A 17221-nucleotide genomic window follows, 5' to 3' on the forward strand; every position below is an offset into this window, starting at 1 on the left:
TCAGATCGCCTTGAAGTGATCGAAGGGCTCTCGGCAGGAGTTGCAGCGCCAGAGCGACTTGCACGACGTGGAGCCGAAGCGACTCAACTCGGTCGTGTCGGGTGAACCGCACAGCGGGCAGCGAATGGTCAGACTCAGCGACACCGGTCCACCGACGGCACGCTTGCCGGTCGGTGGAGCGATCCCGTACTCCGTCAGCTTGGTCTTGCCTTCGTCGCTCATCCAGTCGGTGGTCCAGGCCGGCGACAACACCGTCTCGACCCGTCCCTCGACGCCCAGATGATTCAGGGTCAGCTCGACCTCGTGCCGGATCAGGTCCATCGCGGGACAGCCGGAGTACGTCGGGGTGATCGTCACGACCACCTCGCCACCCTCGTGCCGGACGCTGCGCAGTACGCCAAGATCCGCGATCGTCAGCACCGGCACCTCCGGATCCGCGACCTCGCCGACCGCCTCCCAGATCTGGGCGTCGCTGATCGCGGTGTCGCTCACCACGATGCTCCTGGATGCGAGCGCGCCACGTGCTGCAGCTCCGCGAGCAGGAAGCCGAAGTGCTCGGTATGCCGGCCCTCGCGACCACCGGAGTGCTGGTACGACGAAGTCGGCCGCGCGCAGGTGGATTCATCGATCACTTGGGTGACCCGACGCTCCCACTCGTCGTGCAGGGTGGACGGATCCACCGCGACCTCCAGGCGCTCCACGAGGGCGTCCGAGGTGAACAGCTCCGCCGTGTACGGCCACATCGTGTCGAGGCCGGCCTGCATACGCCGGTGGCTCTCCTCGGTGCCGTCGCCGAGGCGGAGAACCCACTGCGTCGCGTGGTCGACGTGGTACGCGACCTCCTTCACCGCCTTGCCGGCGACACCCGCGAGAGTCTCGTCAGCACACCCGCGCAGCTCCTCGTAGAGCAAGTGCTGGTACGTCGCGAAGTACAGGAGTCTGGCGATGCTCTGCGCGAAGTCGCCGTTGGGGAGCTCGCAGAGCTGCACGTTGAGGAAGTCACGCTCGTCGCGGAAGTAGGCAAGGTCGTCCTCGGAGCGACCCGCGCCCTCGACCTGCCCGGCGTACTGCAGCAGGGTGCGGGCCTGGCCGAGCTGGTCGAGCCCGATGTTGCCCAGGGCCACATCTTCCTCGAGCTGCGGAGCGGCCGCGATCCACTCTGCGGTCCGCTGCGCCGCGATCAGCGCGTCGTCCCCGAGCCGGAGCGTGTAGACGAAGAGGTCGTTCACAGGTGGTCGACGCCTTCCGGGACCTGGTAGAAGGTCGGGTGCCGGTAGACCTTGTCGCCGGCCGGGTCGAAGAACTCGTCCTTCTCGTCCGGGCTCGACGCGGTGATGTCGGTGGCCGGAACCACCCAGATCGAGACGCCCTCCTGACGGCGGGTGTAGACGTCGCGGGCGTTGCGCAGCGCCATCGTCGCGTCCGGCGCGTGCAGGCTGCCGACGTGCACGTGCGACAGGCCGCGCCTCGACCGGATGAAGACCTCCCACAGCGGCTCGATCATGCGGCACTCCCCTGCGCCTTGGCGGCCTGCTTCTCGGCATACGCCGCCGCTGCCTCGCGGACCCAGGCACCGTCCTCGTGCGCCTTGACGCGATGCGCGAGGCGCTGCTGGTTGCACGGACCGTTGCCCTTGACAACTTCGTAGAGCTCGGTGAAGTCCGGCTCGGTGAAGCTGTAGTGCCCGGTCTCCTCGTCGCAGGTCAGCCCCTCGTCCGGGACGCGGATGCCGAGGACGTCGGCCTGCGGGACGGTCATGTCCACGAACCGCTGCCGGAGCTCGTCGTTGCTGTGCCGCTTGATCCCCCACGCCATCGACTGCTCGGAGTGTGTCGAACTGGCGTCCGGCGGACCGAACATCATCAGGCTCGGCCACCACCAGCGGTTCAGCGCGTCCTGCGCCATCGCCTTCTGCGCCTCGGTGCCGTTGCACAGCGTGTGCAGGATCTCGAAGCCCTGCCGCTGGTGGAACGACTCCTCCTTGCAGACCCGGACCATGGCGCGCGCGTACGGTCCGTAGGAGCAGCGGCACAGCGGCACCTGGTTGACGATCGCGGCGCCGTCGACCAGCCAGCCGATCGCGCCGATGTCGGCCCAGGTGAGGGTCGGGTAGTTGAAGATGCTGGAGTACTTCTGCTTGCCGCTGTGGAGCAGGTCCAGCAGGTCGGCACGATCCACCCCGAGCGTCTCGGCGGCGGCGTACAGGTACAGGCCGTGGCCGGCCTCGTCCTGCACCTTCGCCATCAGGATCGCCTTCCGCCGCAGCGACGGGGCGCGGCTGATCCAGTTCCCCTCCGGCTGCATCCCGATGATCTCGGAGTGCGCGTGCTGGGCGATCTGCCGGATCAGCGTCTTGCGATACCCCTCGGGCATCGCATCCCGCGGCTCGATCCGCCCATCCGCCTCGATCGTCGCCTGAAAGCTGTCCATGCCCGCGAGCATAGCGCAGATGTGACACTTCCTCCCTCTCCCGACAAAAAGTGTCACAACTCGCCCGTACTCCGAACGCCGTCGCGGCCGAAGGGTGGTGGTAGCACCACCCGAAGAGGGGGCTCAGGGCGATAGGGAGCCAGGCGCCGGGACAGAAGGATGGAGGTAACAGTTCAGGGGTTCAACAGTTTGAGGGAGTGGTTGTCGTGGTGCAGGTGGCTGAGCGGGTCGGTGGGTGGCGGGGACCGGTCACGGGGCGGGAGCGGGCGTTGGCTCCGGACCTGATCCGGGGTGCGATGTTGTTGCTGATCGGGCTCGCGAACGCGGCCAACTTCGCGTTCGCCGGGCAGCCCGGACTGAACGGAGATCCGCACGGACTCGAGCGGATCCTCAACTTCCTCAAGACCACGCTGGTGGATGCGCGGGCCTATCCGGTGTTCGCGGTGATGTTCGGCTACGGGCTGGTCCAGCTCGCCCGGCGGCAACAGAACGCGGGCACCACCGCGAGCGGAGTACGGAAGATCCTGCTCAAGCGGAACGGCTGGCTCGTCGCCTTCGGCCTGGCCCACGCGACACTCTTGTACTTCGGTGACTTCCTCGGCGCCTACGGCATCGTCGGGATCCTCTGCACGCTGCTTCTGCTGAATCGGGGCGACAAATTCCACCAGATCATCCTGTGGATCTGGGGAGCCCAGGTCGTCTACACGATCGTCGCCGCCGGCCTGGCCGTGCTCGCCATCGCCAACACCTCCGGCCCGGCCCACGCGATGACCGACAGCCCGAACCCGTCCCTGGCCGCCACCAGCTACGGCGCCGGCCTGGTCGACCGGCTGCACGAGTACCCGCTGCACACCGCCACCGTGCTCGGCTTCATCGTCATCGTCTGGCTCGGCATCTGGGCAGCCCGCAAGCAAATGCTGGAGAACCCGCTGGCCCACCGCACCCTCCTGATCCGGGTTGCCGCGGCCTGCATGGGCATCACCGTTCTGGGTGGTCTGCCGCTCGCCCTTGTCTCGGCCGGCTGGCTGCACGTCGACGCTGCCGCGGTGGACGCGATGAGCTTCCTGCACAACATCAGCGGCCAGTTCGGCGGCCCGGGGTACATCGCACTGTTCGCCCTGCTGGTCGGCAAGCTCACCGCGAACCGCCGGCCGGACCAGCTGAGTCTGCCGATCACGGCGATCTCGGCGCTCGGTCAGCGTTCGATGAGCGGCTACCTGCTCCAGTCGATCGCCTGGATGCTGCTGCTGGCCCCCTTCACGCTGAACCTGGGTGACCGGCTCGGCAACACCGCCTTCACCGCCGCGGGTGCCGCGATCGCGGTCTGGACGATCTCGGTGATCGGCGCCTACCAGATGACGAAGCAGTCGTACCGCGGTCCGGCCGAGACTCTGCTCCGCCGCCTGACCTACTGAGAACCGGCCGACCTACTGAGACCGCGATCGGCAGGACACCTCCCCGACGGGTGTCCTGCCGATCGCCGTTGCCAGGCGCTTTGAAAGGATAGGTCGTATGAGCAGCGACTTCGGCGTACCGGAACCGGCCAACCTGTCCTCGATGGGCGCGTCGGAGGATCCGATCGCCGAGTCGAGTGTGCGGCTGGCATTGCCTGCCGAGGCCGACGCGATCGGCGAGATCCAGGTCGCCGCCTGGCGCCGCTCCTACGAGAACCTGCTCCCGCTCGACGTGCTCGCCGACCTCAACCCGGCCCAGTTCGCCGCCCAGTGGCGGGCCGCACTGCTCGCTCCAGGAGAGGCCCGCAACCGCGTCCTGGTCGCACTGGCAGGTCGCACGCTGGTCGGCTTCGCCGCGATCACCGCGTCGGACGATCCGGACGCCGACCCGCGCCACGACGCCCTCGTCGCCGAGCTGGCTGTCGACCCCGAGGCCACCCGCGCCGGGCACGGCTCGCGCCTACTGAATGCAGTGGTCGACACCATCCGCGCCGACGGCTTCAGCCGGGTCACCGTCTGGGTGAACTCCACCGACGACGTCCTCCGCGGCTTCTACACCGAGTCCGGCTGGGGCGCCGACGGCGCCCACCGCGAGCTCGACCTGTACGGCGACGGCTCCGTCCGCGTCAAGCAGATCCGGCTCCACACCGATCCCACTCCGGCCGACGACTGATCAGCTGCCAGCCTGCTCAGGCACCTTCGCACCCAGCAGCGCCAGGCAGTTGCTCCACAGGGCTTCGAGTCGCTGGGGGTCGTTGAAGAGCTTGGCGAACAACACCTGACCCTCGAGCTGGGCAACCACCGAGCGGGCCGCCTCGCGGTCGTCGGCCACGGTCACCTCGCCGCGCGCACGGGCATCGGCGATCACTAGCTCGACCAGATCCACCTGCTCGTCGAAGATCTCCTGCAGGCGTTTGCGGATTGGCTCGGCCTGGTTGCTCAGCTCCAGTGTCAGGTTGCCGAACAGACAACCCGAGACGGTGCCGCAGGTCTGCTGACCGGCCAGCTGAGCTGCCTCGGTCGCCTCGAACAGCTTCCGCAACCGCTGGAGCGGCTCCGCATCGCTCTGCAGGATCGCAGTCCAGTCGCGCCGCTGGTCTTCCCAGTGCCGGTCGATCACGGCCAGCCCCAGGGCTTCCTTGGACTCGAAGAAGTAGTAGAAGCTGCCCTTGGGCACGCCGGCCGCCTTGCAGATCTCGGCCACGCCGAGCGACGAGTACCCACGCACCTCGATCAGCGCCTGCGCCACCGAGAGGATCTTCTCCCGCGCATCACTTGTCCGTCCCATGTTGTCCAGTGTACGACCGGTCGTCTACTGTTTTAGCCGACCGGTCGGCTAGTTTCTGTTTCCGTTGAAGGAGAGTCGCGATGGGCAACCCGATGCACGACGTACTGGACCAGTGGAAGGCCGCGTTCGACGGCCACCAGCCCGAGGCCATGGCCGAACTGTTCACCACCGATGCGCTGTTCCAGGGCTTCGGCCCCGAGGTGATCGCCGGCCGGGACGCGGTCCGTGACTACTACGCCGCCGTCGCCGACAACCGCAGCGCGGAGGTCGACCTCCTGCACACCTACACGATCGGCGACCAGGCCGCCGGCGGCTTCGCGGACGTCACCTTCCGCGACCCGACCGGCTGGACCGCCCCGGTCCACCTGTCGCTGGTCCTTCAGTTCGACGAGGGCGCCTGGAAGATCCGGCAGTACCACGTGTCCCGGATCAGCACCGAGCACTGACGCGCTCCTCACCGACTCCGCGGTCGTCTGCGGCCGGCAGTTGATGCGGGAACCCAACCCGCAGCACTGCGGCCGCGACCGCCGCGGTGCTGACCACGACCGCCGCGAGGATCAGCGCCTGGTGGTAGCCGTTCCGGAGCAACGGGGTGACCACCAGCGGCCCGAGGATCTGGCCGACGGAGTACCCCGCGGTCAGCAGGGCCACCGCACGCGGGAACTGCAGGTGTGAGCCAGCCGCGAGGGCGATTGTGCCGATTCCCAGGAACGTCGCCCCGAACAGCGTCCGCGGACGTAGCCGCGTCACCGGCACATGGCCCTCGACTGCGGGCGACTCGGGACGCAGATTCCACGACAGGACGGCGAACACCACCGCCAGAGCGGCAGAGGCCAACCACGCGACTTGCCAGCTGGCGACTGAGCGAATGGCAAGCACGAGCAGTCCGGACAGGGCGATGCCGGCTCCTACTCCCCCGAACGCCCGGCCCGGCAGGTGCGCCGGATGGTCGCGCAGGTGGCTCAGCAGGGAGCTGACGACGCTGACGAAGGCAAGTGCACTCGCGGCTCCCGCCAGCAGCCGCAGCACGATCCAGAGCGCAGTCGAGTGGGTGGCGGCCATGCCCGCGAGCGTCGCAGCCATCAGGACGAGCGAGCCGCGCAGGACAGCCGACGAGCGAACGAGACCGGGCGCCAGCGTGCCTTTCACACCGTCCCAGGATGAACCGCATTTGATCTTTGTCGACCGGTCGTCTAGCTTCTTAGTAGACCGGTCGGCTAGTACCACAACTCCACTGAAGAAGGGTCCCTCATGAGCTCCACGCAAGGTCAGCAGGTCGCCGTCGTCACCGGCGCGTCCCGAGGCATCGGCGACGGTCTCGTCACCGCCTACCGCAAGCTCGGCTGGGCCGTCGTCGCCAACGCCCGCACCATCGCGCCGTCCGACGACGCCGACCTCGTCACCGTCCAGGGCGACATCGCCGATCCGGGGACTCCGGAGCGCGTGATCAGCGCGGCGATCGAGCGGTTCGGCCGCGTCGACACCCTGATCAACAACGCCGGCCTGTTCGTCGCGAAGCCGTTCACCGACTACACCGAGGAAGAGTTCGCCTCGCTGGTCGCGGTGAACCTGGCAGGCTTCTTCCGCGCCACCCAGCAAGTGGTGCCGCACATGCTCAGCCAGGGCACCGGCCACATCGTCAACATCACCACCAGCCTGGTCGACCACCCCAACTCCAACGTCCCCTCGGTGCTGGCGTCGCTGACCAAGGGTGGCCTGCAGGCCGCCACGAAGTCGCTGGCGATCGAGTACGCCGCCCGCGGCATCCGCTCCAACGCCGTCTCCCCCGGCATCATCAAGACTCCGATGCACCCGGTGGAGACCCACGAGTCGCTCGCCGGCCTCCACCCGGTCGGCCGGATGGGTGAACTCTCCGAGATCGTCGAAGCCGTCCTCTACCTGGAATCCGCCCAGTTCGTCACCGGCGAGATCCTCCACGTGGACGGCGGCCAAAGCGCCGGCCACTAGCCGCACCCGCTCATTCGCCCCTTCACCCGGCAGCCGTGCGCCAGCCGGGTGAAGGGGCGAACGTTCACCCCGGGCTCGCCAGGCTGAAGCGGCGGCGATAGTCGGTCGGCGTCAACCCGGTACGTCGCCTCAACTGAATCCGCAGGTTGGTCGCCGTGCCCAGTCCGCATTGCCGGGCCACCGCGTCCAGCCGGACCTCACCGGCTTCGAGCAACCGGCACGCCAGGGCGACGCGTTCGGCGGTGAGCCAGGCGAGCGGCGTTGTCCCGAGCTCGGCCTGAAAGCGCCGGTGCAACGTGGCCTGGCTCATCGACGCGTGTGCGGCGATGTCCGCGATCGTCAGTGGGCTCGCGAGTTCCGCCCGCACCCAGGCCAGTAGCGGAGCCAGCGAAGTATCGGCGACCGGCGGGACCGGCTGGTCGATGAACTGGCGCTGGCCTCCATCGCGATGCGCGGTGAAGACGAGTCGCCGGCTGACCGCGTTCGCCACCTCGGCACCGTGATCGCGGCGAATGATGTGCAGCCCGAGGTCCAGCGCCGCCGCGCTCCCGGCCGCTGTCAGAACGTTGCCGTCGTCAACGAACAAGACATCCGGCTCCAGCTTCACCGCGGGGAACATGCTGCTGAATAGCTCAGCCCATCGCCAGTGCGTGGTTGCCCGCCGCCCATCGAGTACGCCGGCTGCCGCGAGCGTGAAGGCACCCGTACAGAAGCTGACCAGCCGGGCCCCGCGCGCGGCAGCCCGTCGTACTGCGTCAAGCACCGCGGGCGACGGCGGCACCTCGGGATCCGGGCGGTTCGGCACGATCACCGTGTCCGCGGCGTCGACCTGATCGAGCCCGGCGACACCGGTCAGCGTGAAGAACCCCGTGGCCAGGCGGACCGCCGGCTCCGGCGTACAGAGGGTCAGGTCGTACCAGGTGCGGTCGAGCTCCGGGCGGCGCAGGCCGAACAACTCGGTCGCCACGCCCAGCTCGAACGGGTTCGAGCCGTGGTCGACGATCACCGCGACCCGGTGCGCCCGGTCGTGCGCCCGAGCGCGTCCACCGTCGTGCGAGGATTCTTTCGGCATACGCTATTCCTAGCACTCACGCCGACCGGGCGCACGCGGCGACGATGATCAGGTGAATACCGAACCTGTGGACCTGAACGCCGCCCTGAAGACCTTCGACGAGCTGTGGAGCCCGCGGATCGCGGCGCGGATCAACGACTACGACGTCCGCGTGACCCACGTCGCGGGCTCCTACGTCTGGCACGTGCACGACACCACGGACGAGTTCTTCCTGGTGCTGGACGGCCAGCTCAGCATCGCGCTGCGGGACCCGGACGAGCGCGTCGTCTCACTGACGCCGGGCTGTGTCTTCGTCGTACCCCGCGGCGTCTACCACCGGCCGTTCTCCGACGGCGGCGCCTCGATCGTGGTGATCGACCCGGCCGGCACTCCCACCACCGGCGACTCCCACGACCCGATCCCCGACCACATCAAGACCCACACCGGCACGCCCCTGGAGGACTGACCTCAGTCCTTCGCCCACTGCTCGATGGCAGCGAGGAGTTCGTCGGGCTTGGCGGTCTGCACGTGATGGCCCGCGCCCTCGACCGTCACGAGGGTGGCGTCCGGGAGCAGCTTCGCGGCGGCGGCCAGCGACTCTTGCGGGACCTTGCTCGTGGAGCCACCTCCGACGATCAAGGTAGGGACGGTGATCTTCGGCAGGTCCGCCCACCAGGCAGGATCCGGTTTCGCCTGCTGACCATAGAGCGCGATCAGCATCTCCCAATCGGCGACGAGCTCACCCTCCGGCTTCGGCGGGACCGTCCAGTCCCCGTCCCCGTCCGGCGGCGCCGCGTCGACGATGACCAGCCCGGTCAGGCGATCGACGTACCGCTCGGCGAAGAGCCACGAGACGCTCGCCCCCATCGAGTGGCCGCAGAGCAGGAACTTGCCGAGCCCGAGCCGATCGGCGAACTCCAGCAGGTCGTCCCGCATCTGTTCGAAGGAGTATGTCGGGGTCCACACGCTCTCGCCGTGACCCCGCAGGTCCAAGGCGATGATCCGCCGGGTCTTCGCCAGGGTCGGTGCCACCTGCTCCCAGGTCGAGGAACTCCACCCCATCCCGTGCACCAGCACCATCGGCGGAGCCCCCTCATCGCCGTACTCGACGTAGTGGAACTCCCCCGCTTCGAGCGAAACCTTCATCCGACCATCCCCTTCCGTCAGCAACAGGCACCCCAGCATCTACCCGCTCGGGGCCAGGGGATACGCAATTACCTGGGGTGCTGCCGGCGGCCGACGGCATAGGCGCGGGTGAGCCAGTCGATCACCTCGGCGTCGACCTCTGACGGGGCGCGAAGGCGGAAGGCGTGGAGGACGTTGCGCGGGGAGTAGACCTCGACCTTGGTGAAGCGGTCGCTGTCCAGGCGCTCGGCCAGTACTACGTGGCCGTCGAGCCAGTGGATCCGTGGGGTGAATGCGGCGAAGCTCATCCGTGCATGCAGGGCTATCCGCGTCTTCTCCGCCAGCACCTCCACCGGGCCCAACCCCTGCACCACCTCGACGATCTGGTCGAAGGTCTCCCGCACCGCCGGGTCCTTGCCGTGGAAGTGCGAAGCGAGGTCACCGAGCGCGCGGCAGGTGTGCGACTGGTTCCGGTTGGCGAACCTCCGGCCGCACCTCTCGCAGCTCCACAACTCGTCCATCACCCGCCTCATTCCACGGAGAACTCGTCCCCTCAGGATCGCGCATGGTCACCCTAGAACCGGCCGCCGACAGATTGGTGGGCACGCTCCGGACGAGCGCGCCCACCACCGGTCAGCGTTCCTCGACCAGTTCCATCCGTTCCTCTGTGGCGTCCTCGATCAGGGCGAACGCGGCCCCGGCCTGGGGCAGGGCGGGCGCGCCGGCCAGGGCGGTCTGGAGCGCCTCAGCGGACTCCCAGCGCCACAGGTCGAGCCAGGTGGTGTCGTCGACCTTGGCGAGACGGGTCTCGGTCAGGCCGGAGAACTGCGCGCGGACGGCGTCGATCAGGTCCGCCCGGGTCTTCAGCATCGCGTCGGCGTCCACCGACGGCTTCAGGCTGAATCGGGTCAGGCGCAGGATGGTCATCGCAAACTCCTTATAGTTGGACTCTAGTGAGTAACTCTAGAGATAGACTACAAACATGATCCAGGTCAAGAAGAGTGACGGACGCTCCGAGAAGGCACGGCTGACCCGCGGTAGGATCCTCGACGCGGCCGGCGAGCTGTTCGTGCGCGACGGGTACGGCGCGACCGCGCTGCAGGACATCGCCACGAAGGCGGGGTGCGCGGTGCAGACGATCTACTACAGCTTCGGGAACAAGCAGACAGTGCTGAAGGAGCTGGTGGACCGGACGATCGCGGGTGACGACGAGCCGGTCGCGACCCTGGACCGGCCGTGGTTCCGCGAGGCGCTGGCCGCGGAGACCGCCCAGGAGCAGCTGCGCCGGCACGTCACCGGTACCAGGGCGGTGCTCGAAAGAGTGGCGCCGATCATGAAGATGCTGGCGGCCGCCGCGTCGACGCATCCCGCGATCGGGGACCTCTGGCCGGACCAGCAGGAGGACCCGCGACTCACCGTGCAGACCGCGGCCGCGGCCGGCCTGCTGAGCAAGCCTGGCGCCCGCGCGGGAGTCACCGTCGAGCACGCCGCGGACGTGCTGTTCGGACTCCTCAGCCCCGAGCTCTACCTGCTCCTCGTGGACGAGCGCCACTGGACGCCCGCCCACTGGGAGAAATGGACCCTCGAGACCCTCCTCCACCAACTCTGCGGGACCTGATCACGGGTCGCTCCACTATCACTCGCAGCATCCCGCGACGGGCCGGGGGTGGTGCTCGACCGTCACACCCTGACATGACAGATTGCGATGGTCCGATTACGCTTGGCCATCCGTTGGAGGATGTATGAAGTTCCGTACCCTGGCCGTCGGCCTCGGTATCAGTGCTACGGCACTACTGCTGATCCCCGGCTCCGGGGCGACCGCCTCGGTCGAGGCCTCACAAGCACAACCGCGAGTGCAGCTGGGCCCGAACGAGGTGGCAAAGCGGTACCTCGACCAGACACCCGCCTGGAAGCGGTGCGGCGACCCGGAACTGCGCACGTACTGCGCGAAGATCGCCGCCCCGCGCGACTGGTCGAAGCAGTACGCCGGCAAGGACATCCAGCTCGCGATCAGCAAGGTCGCCCCGGCCAAGGGCAAGCCGAGCCGGGTCGTGTTCGGCAACCCGGGCGGCCCCGGCGCCGCGGGGCTCGGCATGGCGCCGTACCTGGCAAGCCAGAAGGAACTCGCCAAGGACCACCTCACCGTCGGGTTCGACCCGCGTGGCACCGGCGACAGCGACAACGTCATCTGCGAGGGCGCCCCGGGCTACACGATGGACGCGCGCGACCGCGACCCGTGGAACCTCGACCTGATCTCCGAGGCCTCCCGCCTCACCGGCCCGTACTGCGCCCGCCAGTCGCGCGGGCTGCTGCCGTACGTGAACACCGCGCAGACCGTGCAGGACATCGACCTGATCCGCCAGTTGCTCGGCTTCGACAAGATCGACTGGGTCGGCTACTCCGGCGGCACCTGGCTGGGCGCGTACTACCAGACCTACTTCCCCGAGCACGTCGGCCGCTTCGTGCTCGACTCGAACACCGACTTCACCCGGCCGTGGCTGGATACGTTCAGTGCACAGCCGCAGGGATTCGAGCGCCGATTCCGCGAGGATTTCGCGGGTTGGGCAGCGAAGTACGACGCGAAGCTGAAACTCGGAAGTTCTCCACGGCTGGTGATCAGGACCTACGAAAGACTCCGGGCGGATCTGAAAAAGCAGCCGGCGGTCGAGGAGTTCCTGGACGGGTCGGTGAAGATCAGTTACGACCAGAACGCCCTGGACAACATCGTCGCCGGGGATATGTATACAAAGATGGATTTCCCGTCACTGGCTCTCGACCTGGCATTTCTGCGTGATCTTTCAGCGGCTCAGAGTAAAGGCGGACCCCGCGCCGCGCAACGGAAAGTGGACGAACTCCCGCCGGCCCGCCAACGGCAACTCGTCGAGCGCGCGACCCGGCACACGGTCGGCCTGGCGCCGTTCGGTCTGCGGCAGTCCGGCCGGCCGTTGGCGGAGAGCGCCGAGAACGCGACCTTCACCGCGGTCACCTGCAACGACACCGCCTGGCCGCAGGGCCGCGAGGTCGGTGACCAGCTGGCCGCCCGGCTCGGACCGCACTATCCCCTGCTCGGCTGGGGCATGAACGAGAACCCCTGCTTCTACTGGGATCGGCCGCAGCTCGAGATGCCCGTCCCGACCGGCAAGGGACTGCCGACGACGCTGATGGTGCAGTCGGTGCACGACCCCGCCACCAACATCTCACTCGCCCGATCGGCGCACCGCCGGTACGCCGGGTCGCGGCTGCTCACGATCACCGGCGAGGGCGACCACGGCATCTACGGCGGCGTGAACAAGTGCGCCGACAAGATCGTCAACACCTTCCTCACCACCGGGAAGGCGCCGGCCAAGGACACCACCTGCGCGGGCGAAGGCATTCCGGCCCCGACCGCGCCGTATTCCACCGACTATGCGGCGGGCGCGCCACTGAGCCGCGTCGCCGGATTCACCAGGATGATCTCAGGTTATCTGCGCTAATTGGCAGTTCACGTCGTGAAATAACCGCACTTTCGACCCGAATTCCGGCACACAGGGAAAACGTCTGGTCACGATCGGCAAGGTCGTGACCGGGCTTTCGTTGTCAGTACGTCTTTGTCAGGGCATTGTCAGGGTTTCGTCCCTGTGCGACAGAGCGTGACCACGTCAACCTTGAGTCAGCGCGGGAGAACCAAGCGTCGACCGGGAGGGCTCGACGTGAGGGGAACATCGCCGACGAGGCTTCGGCCGGCTGTGGTGTGGGGGGACTGCCTGGGGGGTCAGACAGAGACACAGCCGGCCGGGACCCGTTCTCGCTTGTCCCAGCCCGCTCTCAGATCCCTCGCGGGGTACCTTCGATCCCCCAGGTCGTGGTGCCTCGCGAGGCCAGATTTGCCCGTACTCCGCGGCGGGGCGGCCCCGGAGTACGGGCATTCCCATGTCCGCGGTCGCCTACAGACAGTTAGCAGAGGCCGTCAAATGCCCCCGAATAGCTGGGGTGTCTCAGAGCCAGGTGGAGCGGTCGGACGCGTGAGTCGGGCCGGGGTAGCCGTCGGCGACAGCGGCCAGCGGGGCTAATCGGCCGGCGGACCAGGCGGCGCGGAAGGCCCGCCGGTCCAGGGACTGCTCGATCGCCTGGCGGGTCTCCAGATGGTCGGCCTTCTCGACCTCGGGCACGGGTGCCCCGATGACCTCGCGGATCCCGTCCGCGGCGCCCAGCAGGAAGGCGGCGTACTCCGTCCGGCTGCGCTGCCGGGCGACCGTCGCCAGCTCCTCCAGCACGCTCGCGGAACGCCAGCGGTCGCCCAGATCCCGGTGCTCGGCCAGGCTCTCATCGAGCAGGTGCACCGCACGCTCGGTGAAACCACGGCGGCGCTCCACGATGCCCAGCTGGTTCAGTGACCAGGCGATGCCTTCGCGGTACCCGAGCCGTTGGGACAGCGCCAGGCTCTCCTGCAGCAGGTCCTCGGCCTCGGTCAACTCACCGCTGTACTGCGAGATCGTGCCGAGGCTGATCAACGCCCAGGCGAGGCCTTCGCCGTCGCCGAGCAGGCGGAAGCTGTTCATCGCCTTGCGGCAGCGCCGGGCTCCGATCTCCAGGTCACCGCGGAGCCACGCGACGAACCCGAGGTGGTTGTGTGCCCAGGCCATCCCTGACCGGTCCCCCAGGCTCTCGAACAGGTCGTAGCTCTGGCAGTGCAGGTTCTCCGCGGTCACGTAGTCACCACGCTCCCGGGCGACCCCACCCAGACGCTGCATGACCAGCGCCGTACCGGCCGTGTCGTCGAGCTCCTTGTACTGCGCGAGGGCCGACTCGAGCCGGGTGGTCGCCACCTCGTACTCGCACTGCAGGAAGGCGAGCATGCCCGCGCCGAGCCAGACCTTCGCCCGGTACGACGCCAGCCCCGGGTCGGAGGCGTCCGGCAGCGCAAGGGCGCGTTCCAGCCATTCGCCGCCTTCGGCGTAGTGGCCGCGGAGGTAGCAGAACAACCAGAGACTTCCGGCCAGGCGGAGCGCTTCGCCGTTCGTGCCGGAGCGCAGCGACCAGGACATCGCGCTGCGGAGGTTGTCCAGCTCGCCGTCCAGCCGGTCGAGCCAGTCGGCCTGGTTCGCCCCGCGCAGGTGGGTCTCAGCCTCCTCGGCCAACGCCGTGTAGAACGCGGCATGGTGCCGGGCCATCTCCTCGTAGCGGCGGGAGGCCAGCAGCTGGTCCGCGGCGAACTCACGGATCACCGCGAGCATGTCGTACCGCGCGATGCCGCGGTCGCGGTTGACCCTGATCAGGGACTTGTCGACCAGCCGGCTGGTCAGGTCGAGCGCGCGGGCCCGCTCGAGGGGGCCTGGGCTGATGGTCCCGGTGAGGACGGCGGCGGCCGCGTTCAGCGTCCACCCGCCGACGAACACCGACAGCAGCGCGAACAACTCCCGCTCCGCAGGGGTCAGCAGCTCGTGGCTCCACTCGATCGCGCCGTACAGCGATTGCTGGCGAGGTCCGGCGGTGGTGTTCCCACCGGCCAGGATGCCGAACGAGCTCTCCAGCTCGGCAGCGAGCTCTTCCACGGTGAGCACGTTCGTCCGGGCGGCGGCCAGCTCGATCGCGAGCGGCAAACCTTCGAGCCTGCGGACCACCTGGGCGACCTGCTCCATCTGGTCGGCTGGGGTGTGGCCTCGTGCGGTCGCACGATCCACGAACAGCTTGACCGCCGGCGAGTTCTCCAGCTCGTCCTCGGTCACCGGCAGCGCCAGCGGCGGTACGACGAAAACGCTCTCGCCCGGGACTCTCATCAGTTCACGGCTCGACGCGAGCACCGACAGGTTCGGGCAGCGCTCCAGCAGGGTGGAACAGATCAGCGCGACGTCGGCGACGACATGCTCGCAGTTGTCCAGCACCAGCAGCAGACTCCGGGCGCCGACCTGGGCCGCGATCTCCTCGACCAGCCGGCCACCGTCGAGCGGGTGCAACCCGGTCGACGCGGCGATGGTCACCGCGACCGCGGCCGGATCCGAGACCGTTGCTAGCGGCACCCAGCAGATCCCGTCGTCGAACCTGTGGGCCACTCCCCCGGCGACCGCGAGCGCGAGGCGGGTCTTGCCGACACCGCCGGGTCCGCTCAGGGTCAGCAGCCGGGTGGCCCGCTCGCCGAGGAGTCGCCCGGCTTCGGCGAGCTCGGTGGCGCGGCCGACCAGTTCGTTCGCGGCAACGGGCGCCGGGCGCAGAGCGGCGCGCTGACCCGGGTCTGCGTCGCGGCGAGCAGCGGCGGTCAACTGGGCGCGATCGGGCGCGCCGAGCTTCAGAGCGTCTCCGAGCAGCCTCAGCGTGTGTGGCCTGGGCGCTCGACGACGACCCCGTTCCAGGGCCGCGATCGCGTCGACACTCAGGCCAGCGAGTTCGGCCAGCCCCTCTTGTGACAATCCGGCGTCGCGCCGGTGCCGGCGGAGCAGGTCACCGAAACCCGTTGGCTGGGCATCGTCCGAGCCGCGGCGAGACCCGTCTGATGGCAAAGGACGGCCCACCCAGTCTCCGACCTCGTGCGTGGCGGTCGCCACGCACCCCCTGAAGGTATCCCCTACCGCACCGCATTGTCAGGCGATCCGGTGGGGTTCCCAGCCAACTCCCAGGAAACTCCCGGCCGACTCGGAGCGCTAACGCCCGGCGTGCTGGGCGATCGCGGTCCGCATCGAGGCCCTCGCCCGCTTGCGATCACCCGCCGCGTCGTACGCCGTGGAGAGGCGGAACCAGACCCGCCAGTCGTCCGGCGCGGCCTCCGCCTCCTCCTTGTACTTCGTGAAGGCGGCGTCCGCCGCGGCCCGGTCGATCCGCCCGGACGGCCGCCTGGGGAGATCGTCGACGGGCAGGCCGCCGGACTCGCCGAGCTCCCGCGCGAGCGCCTCCGTCTGCCGTCCGAACTGGATCTCCCGCCAGACCAGGTACGCCCCGACCACCGGGATCACCAGGACGGCGATGCCGAGCCCGACGGCGACCGGATCACCCGTGCCGATCAGCAGGACTCCCCGCCAGCCGAGCAGCACGGCGTACGCGACGAAGACCACCGCGAGCACCACCGCGGAGCGTTTGGCCGTCATTCCTGACCCCGTCGTCTCAGGAGAGGTCGAGGAAGTGCTCAAGGCCCACGGTGAGGCCGGGCGTGCTGACGATCCGGCGAACGCCGAGCAGCACGCCCGCCATGAACGACTCGCGGTGCATCGAGTCGTGCCGGATCGTCAGGGTCTCGCCGATGTCGCCGAACAGCACCTCCTGGTGCGCGACCAGACCGCGCAACCGGATCCCGTGCACGTGGATCCCCTCGACGTCCGCGCCCCGCGCGCCCTCGAGCCCGGTCGTGGTGGCGTCCGGGATCGGCCCGGAATCCGCTTCCCGCCTGGCCTCGGCGATCAGCTCGGCGGTACGACGCGCCGTACCGGAGGGGGCATCCACCTTGTCGGGGTGGTGGAGCTCGATGATCTCGACGGATTCGTAGTACCGGGCGGCCTGGGCGGCGAACTGCATCATCAGCACGGCGCCGATGGAGAAGTTCGGGGCGATCAGTACTCCGACGCCGGGCTTGGCGTCGAGCTGAGCGCGCAGGGTGGCTAGGCGCTCCTCATCGAAACCGGTGGTGCCGACCACGGCGTGGATGCCGTGCTCGATGCACCAGGCAAGGTTGTCCATCACGACCTCGGGCCGGGTGAAGTCGACCACCACCTCGGCGCCGGCGTCGGTCAGTCCGGTCAGCTCATCGCCCTGGTCGAGCGCCGCGACCAGCTCGAGATCGCCCGCGGCCGCCACGGCCTGGCACGTCTGGGCGCCCATCTTCCCCTTGGCACCCAGCACCGCAACCTTGATCATCCGCACCCTTCCTCATCACCACCACCGGTCCCGCCAAGGATCTCACCCCGCTCCCGGCGGCAGCGATCAGGGAGTTCGCGGCCGCTG

20 protein-coding genes are annotated in these 17221 nt (G+C 68.7%); 7 read left to right on the top strand and 13 right to left on the bottom strand.

From position 1 onward, the window contains the following. From paaD to paaA, 4 genes are read right to left on the bottom strand one after another with little or no spacing between them, the layout of a single operon-like run. Positions 1-492, bottom strand: coding sequence for a 1,2-phenylacetyl-CoA epoxidase subunit PaaD (gene paaD / locus EV648_RS05435; protein WP_132285595.1), 492 nt, complete (start codon positions 490-492; stop codon positions 1-3). After that, positions 489-1229, bottom strand: coding sequence for a 1,2-phenylacetyl-CoA epoxidase subunit PaaC (gene paaC, locus EV648_RS05440; protein WP_132285597.1), 741 nt, complete (start codon positions 1227-1229; stop codon positions 489-491). Before paaC ends, paaD begins: the two co-directional genes overlap by 4 nt. Beyond that, the gene (gene paaB, locus EV648_RS05445; protein WP_132285599.1) at positions 1226-1504 is read right to left on the bottom strand and encodes a 1,2-phenylacetyl-CoA epoxidase subunit PaaB; all 279 of its coding nucleotides are present in this window, start codon (positions 1502-1504) and stop codon (positions 1226-1228) included. Before paaB ends, paaC begins: the two co-directional genes overlap by 4 nt. Further along, entirely contained in the window at positions 1501-2430 is a 930-nt protein-coding gene (paaA, locus tag EV648_RS05450) for a 1,2-phenylacetyl-CoA epoxidase subunit PaaA (protein WP_241994915.1), read from the bottom strand. Before paaA ends, paaB begins: the two co-directional genes overlap by 4 nt. 206 nt (positions 2431-2636) lie before the next feature. Between paaA and EV648_RS05455 the strand changes: the two genes are divergently transcribed. Next, positions 2637-3845: a DUF418 domain-containing protein gene (locus EV648_RS05455; RefSeq protein WP_241994916.1), complete on the top strand. Its 1209-nt coding sequence runs from the start codon at positions 2637-2639 to the stop codon at positions 3843-3845. A 97-nt stretch (positions 3846-3942) separates the two neighbouring features. Next, positions 3943-4557, top strand: coding sequence for a GNAT family N-acetyltransferase (locus EV648_RS05460; protein ID WP_132285603.1), 615 nt, complete (start codon positions 3943-3945; stop codon positions 4555-4557). On the opposite strand, the gene EV648_RS05465 is transcribed toward EV648_RS05460, so the two are convergent. Beyond that, positions 4558-5172, bottom strand: a complete 615-nt coding sequence (locus EV648_RS05465; RefSeq protein ID WP_132285605.1) for a TetR/AcrR family transcriptional regulator — start codon at positions 5170-5172, stop codon at positions 4558-4560. It abuts the gene before it with no gap. An 80-nt stretch (positions 5173-5252) separates the two neighbouring features. Between EV648_RS05465 and EV648_RS05470 the strand changes: the two genes are divergently transcribed. Continuing rightward, positions 5253-5618 (top strand): SgcJ/EcaC family oxidoreductase, encoded by a 366-nt coding sequence (locus EV648_RS05470; protein WP_132285607.1) that lies wholly within the window; start codon positions 5253-5255, stop codon positions 5616-5618. Here EV648_RS05470 and EV648_RS05475 read toward each other — a convergent pair. Further along, complete coding sequence (locus EV648_RS05475) at positions 5602-6321, bottom strand: YbfB/YjiJ family MFS transporter (RefSeq protein ID WP_199234438.1); 720 nt, start codon at positions 6319-6321, stop codon at positions 5602-5604. The two genes, EV648_RS05470 and EV648_RS05475, sit on opposite strands and share 17 nt — an antisense overlap. A gap of 102 nt (positions 6322-6423) precedes the next feature. On the opposite strand from EV648_RS05475, the gene EV648_RS05480 reads away from it, so the two are divergent. Next, the gene (locus EV648_RS05480) at positions 6424-7140 is read left to right on the top strand and encodes an SDR family NAD(P)-dependent oxidoreductase (RefSeq protein ID WP_132188097.1); all 717 of its coding nucleotides are present in this window, start codon (positions 6424-6426) and stop codon (positions 7138-7140) included. A 64-nt stretch (positions 7141-7204) separates the two neighbouring features. Here EV648_RS05480 and EV648_RS05485 read toward each other — a convergent pair whose 3' ends face one another. Continuing rightward, positions 7205-8212 (bottom strand): GlxA family transcriptional regulator, encoded by a 1008-nt coding sequence (locus EV648_RS05485; RefSeq protein WP_132285609.1) that lies wholly within the window; start codon positions 8210-8212, stop codon positions 7205-7207. Positions 8213-8264: 52 nt separating this feature from the next. On the opposite strand from EV648_RS05485, the gene EV648_RS05490 reads away from it, so the two are divergent. Then, positions 8265-8657 carry a cupin domain-containing protein gene (locus EV648_RS05490; RefSeq protein ID WP_132285611.1) on the top strand — a complete coding sequence of 131 codons (393 nt, stop codon included), beginning with the start codon at positions 8265-8267 and terminating at the stop codon, positions 8655-8657. A gap of 2 nt (positions 8658-8659) precedes the next feature. On the opposite strand, the gene EV648_RS05495 is transcribed toward EV648_RS05490, so the two are convergent. From EV648_RS05495 to EV648_RS05505, 3 genes are all read right to left on the bottom strand, one after another. Next, positions 8660-9337: an alpha/beta fold hydrolase gene (locus tag EV648_RS05495; RefSeq protein ID WP_158293904.1), complete on the bottom strand. Its 678-nt coding sequence runs from the start codon at positions 9335-9337 to the stop codon at positions 8660-8662. 68 nt (positions 9338-9405) lie between these two features. Continuing rightward, positions 9406-9837: a DUF5655 domain-containing protein gene (locus EV648_RS05500; protein WP_132285615.1), complete on the bottom strand. Its 432-nt coding sequence runs from the start codon at positions 9835-9837 to the stop codon at positions 9406-9408. A 112-nt stretch (positions 9838-9949) separates the two neighbouring features. Then, positions 9950-10243, bottom strand: a complete 294-nt coding sequence (locus EV648_RS05505; protein ID WP_132285617.1) for a hypothetical protein — start codon at positions 10241-10243, stop codon at positions 9950-9952. A 55-nt stretch (positions 10244-10298) separates the two neighbouring features. Between EV648_RS05505 and EV648_RS05510 the strand changes: the two genes are divergently transcribed. Continuing rightward, positions 10299-10934 carry a TetR/AcrR family transcriptional regulator gene (locus tag EV648_RS05510; protein ID WP_132285619.1) on the top strand — a complete coding sequence of 212 codons (636 nt, stop codon included), beginning with the start codon at positions 10299-10301 and terminating at the stop codon, positions 10932-10934. Between the two features lie 124 nt (positions 10935-11058). Then, positions 11059-12789: an alpha/beta hydrolase gene (locus EV648_RS05515; protein WP_132285621.1), complete on the top strand. Its 1731-nt coding sequence runs from the start codon at positions 11059-11061 to the stop codon at positions 12787-12789. A 501-nt stretch (positions 12790-13290) separates the two neighbouring features. Here the strand turns inward: EV648_RS05515 and EV648_RS05520 are convergent. From EV648_RS05520 to dapB, 3 genes are all read right to left on the bottom strand, one after another. Continuing rightward, positions 13291-15834, bottom strand: coding sequence for a tetratricopeptide repeat protein (locus EV648_RS05520; RefSeq protein WP_132285623.1), 2544 nt, complete (start codon positions 15832-15834; stop codon positions 13291-13293). 96 nt (positions 15835-15930) lie between these two features. Next, positions 15931-16371, bottom strand: a complete 441-nt coding sequence (locus EV648_RS05525; protein ID WP_132285625.1) for a hypothetical protein — start codon at positions 16369-16371, stop codon at positions 15931-15933. Positions 16372-16387: 16 nt separating this feature from the next. After that, on the bottom strand, positions 16388-17134 hold the full coding sequence (gene dapB, locus EV648_RS05530) for a 4-hydroxy-tetrahydrodipicolinate reductase (protein ID WP_199234439.1): 747 nt from the start codon (positions 17132-17134) through the stop codon (positions 16388-16390). Positions 17135-17221: the final 87 nt, after the last annotated feature.

The organism is Kribbella sp. VKM Ac-2568 (genome assembly GCF_004345365.1).
Classification (GTDB): Bacteria; Actinomycetota; Actinomycetes; order Propionibacteriales; family Kribbellaceae; genus Kribbella; species Kribbella orskensis.

What these genes read in the sequence shown, in the direction of transcription:
- paaB (WP_132285599.1), bottom strand. Translation starts at nt 1,504, where the DNA reads ATGATCGAGCCGCTGTGGGAGGTCTTCATCCGGTCGAGGCGCGGCCTG.
- paaA (WP_241994915.1), bottom strand. Translation starts at nt 2,430, where the DNA reads ATGGACAGCTTTCAGGCGACGATCGAGGCGGATGGGCGGATCGAGCCG.
- EV648_RS05460 (WP_132285603.1), top strand. Translation starts at nt 3,943, where the DNA reads ATGAGCAGCGACTTCGGCGTACCGGAACCGGCCAACCTGTCCTCGATG.
- EV648_RS05465 (WP_132285605.1), bottom strand. Translation starts at nt 5,172, where the DNA reads ATGGGACGGACAAGTGATGCGCGGGAGAAGATCCTCTCGGTGGCGCAG.
- EV648_RS05470 (WP_132285607.1), top strand. Translation starts at nt 5,253, where the DNA reads ATGGGCAACCCGATGCACGACGTACTGGACCAGTGGAAGGCCGCGTTC.
- EV648_RS05480 (WP_132188097.1), top strand. Translation starts at nt 6,424, where the DNA reads ATGAGCTCCACGCAAGGTCAGCAGGTCGCCGTCGTCACCGGCGCGTCC.
- EV648_RS05485 (WP_132285609.1), bottom strand. Translation starts at nt 8,212, where the DNA reads ATGCCGAAAGAATCCTCGCACGACGGTGGACGCGCTCGGGCGCACGAC.
- EV648_RS05495 (WP_158293904.1), bottom strand. Translation starts at nt 9,337, where the DNA reads ATGAAGGTTTCGCTCGAAGCGGGGGAGTTCCACTACGTCGAGTACGGC.
- EV648_RS05500 (WP_132285615.1), bottom strand. Translation starts at nt 9,837, where the DNA reads ATGGACGAGTTGTGGAGCTGCGAGAGGTGCGGCCGGAGGTTCGCCAAC.
- EV648_RS05505 (WP_132285617.1), bottom strand. Translation starts at nt 10,243, where the DNA reads ATGACCATCCTGCGCCTGACCCGATTCAGCCTGAAGCCGTCGGTGGAC.
- EV648_RS05510 (WP_132285619.1), top strand. Translation starts at nt 10,299, where the DNA reads ATGATCCAGGTCAAGAAGAGTGACGGACGCTCCGAGAAGGCACGGCTG.
- EV648_RS05515 (WP_132285621.1), top strand. Translation starts at nt 11,059, where the DNA reads ATGAAGTTCCGTACCCTGGCCGTCGGCCTCGGTATCAGTGCTACGGCA.
- EV648_RS05525 (WP_132285625.1), bottom strand. Translation starts at nt 16,371, where the DNA reads ATGACGGCCAAACGCTCCGCGGTGGTGCTCGCGGTGGTCTTCGTCGCG.
- dapB (WP_199234439.1), bottom strand. Translation starts at nt 17,134, where the DNA reads ATGATCAAGGTTGCGGTGCTGGGTGCCAAGGGGAAGATGGGCGCCCAG.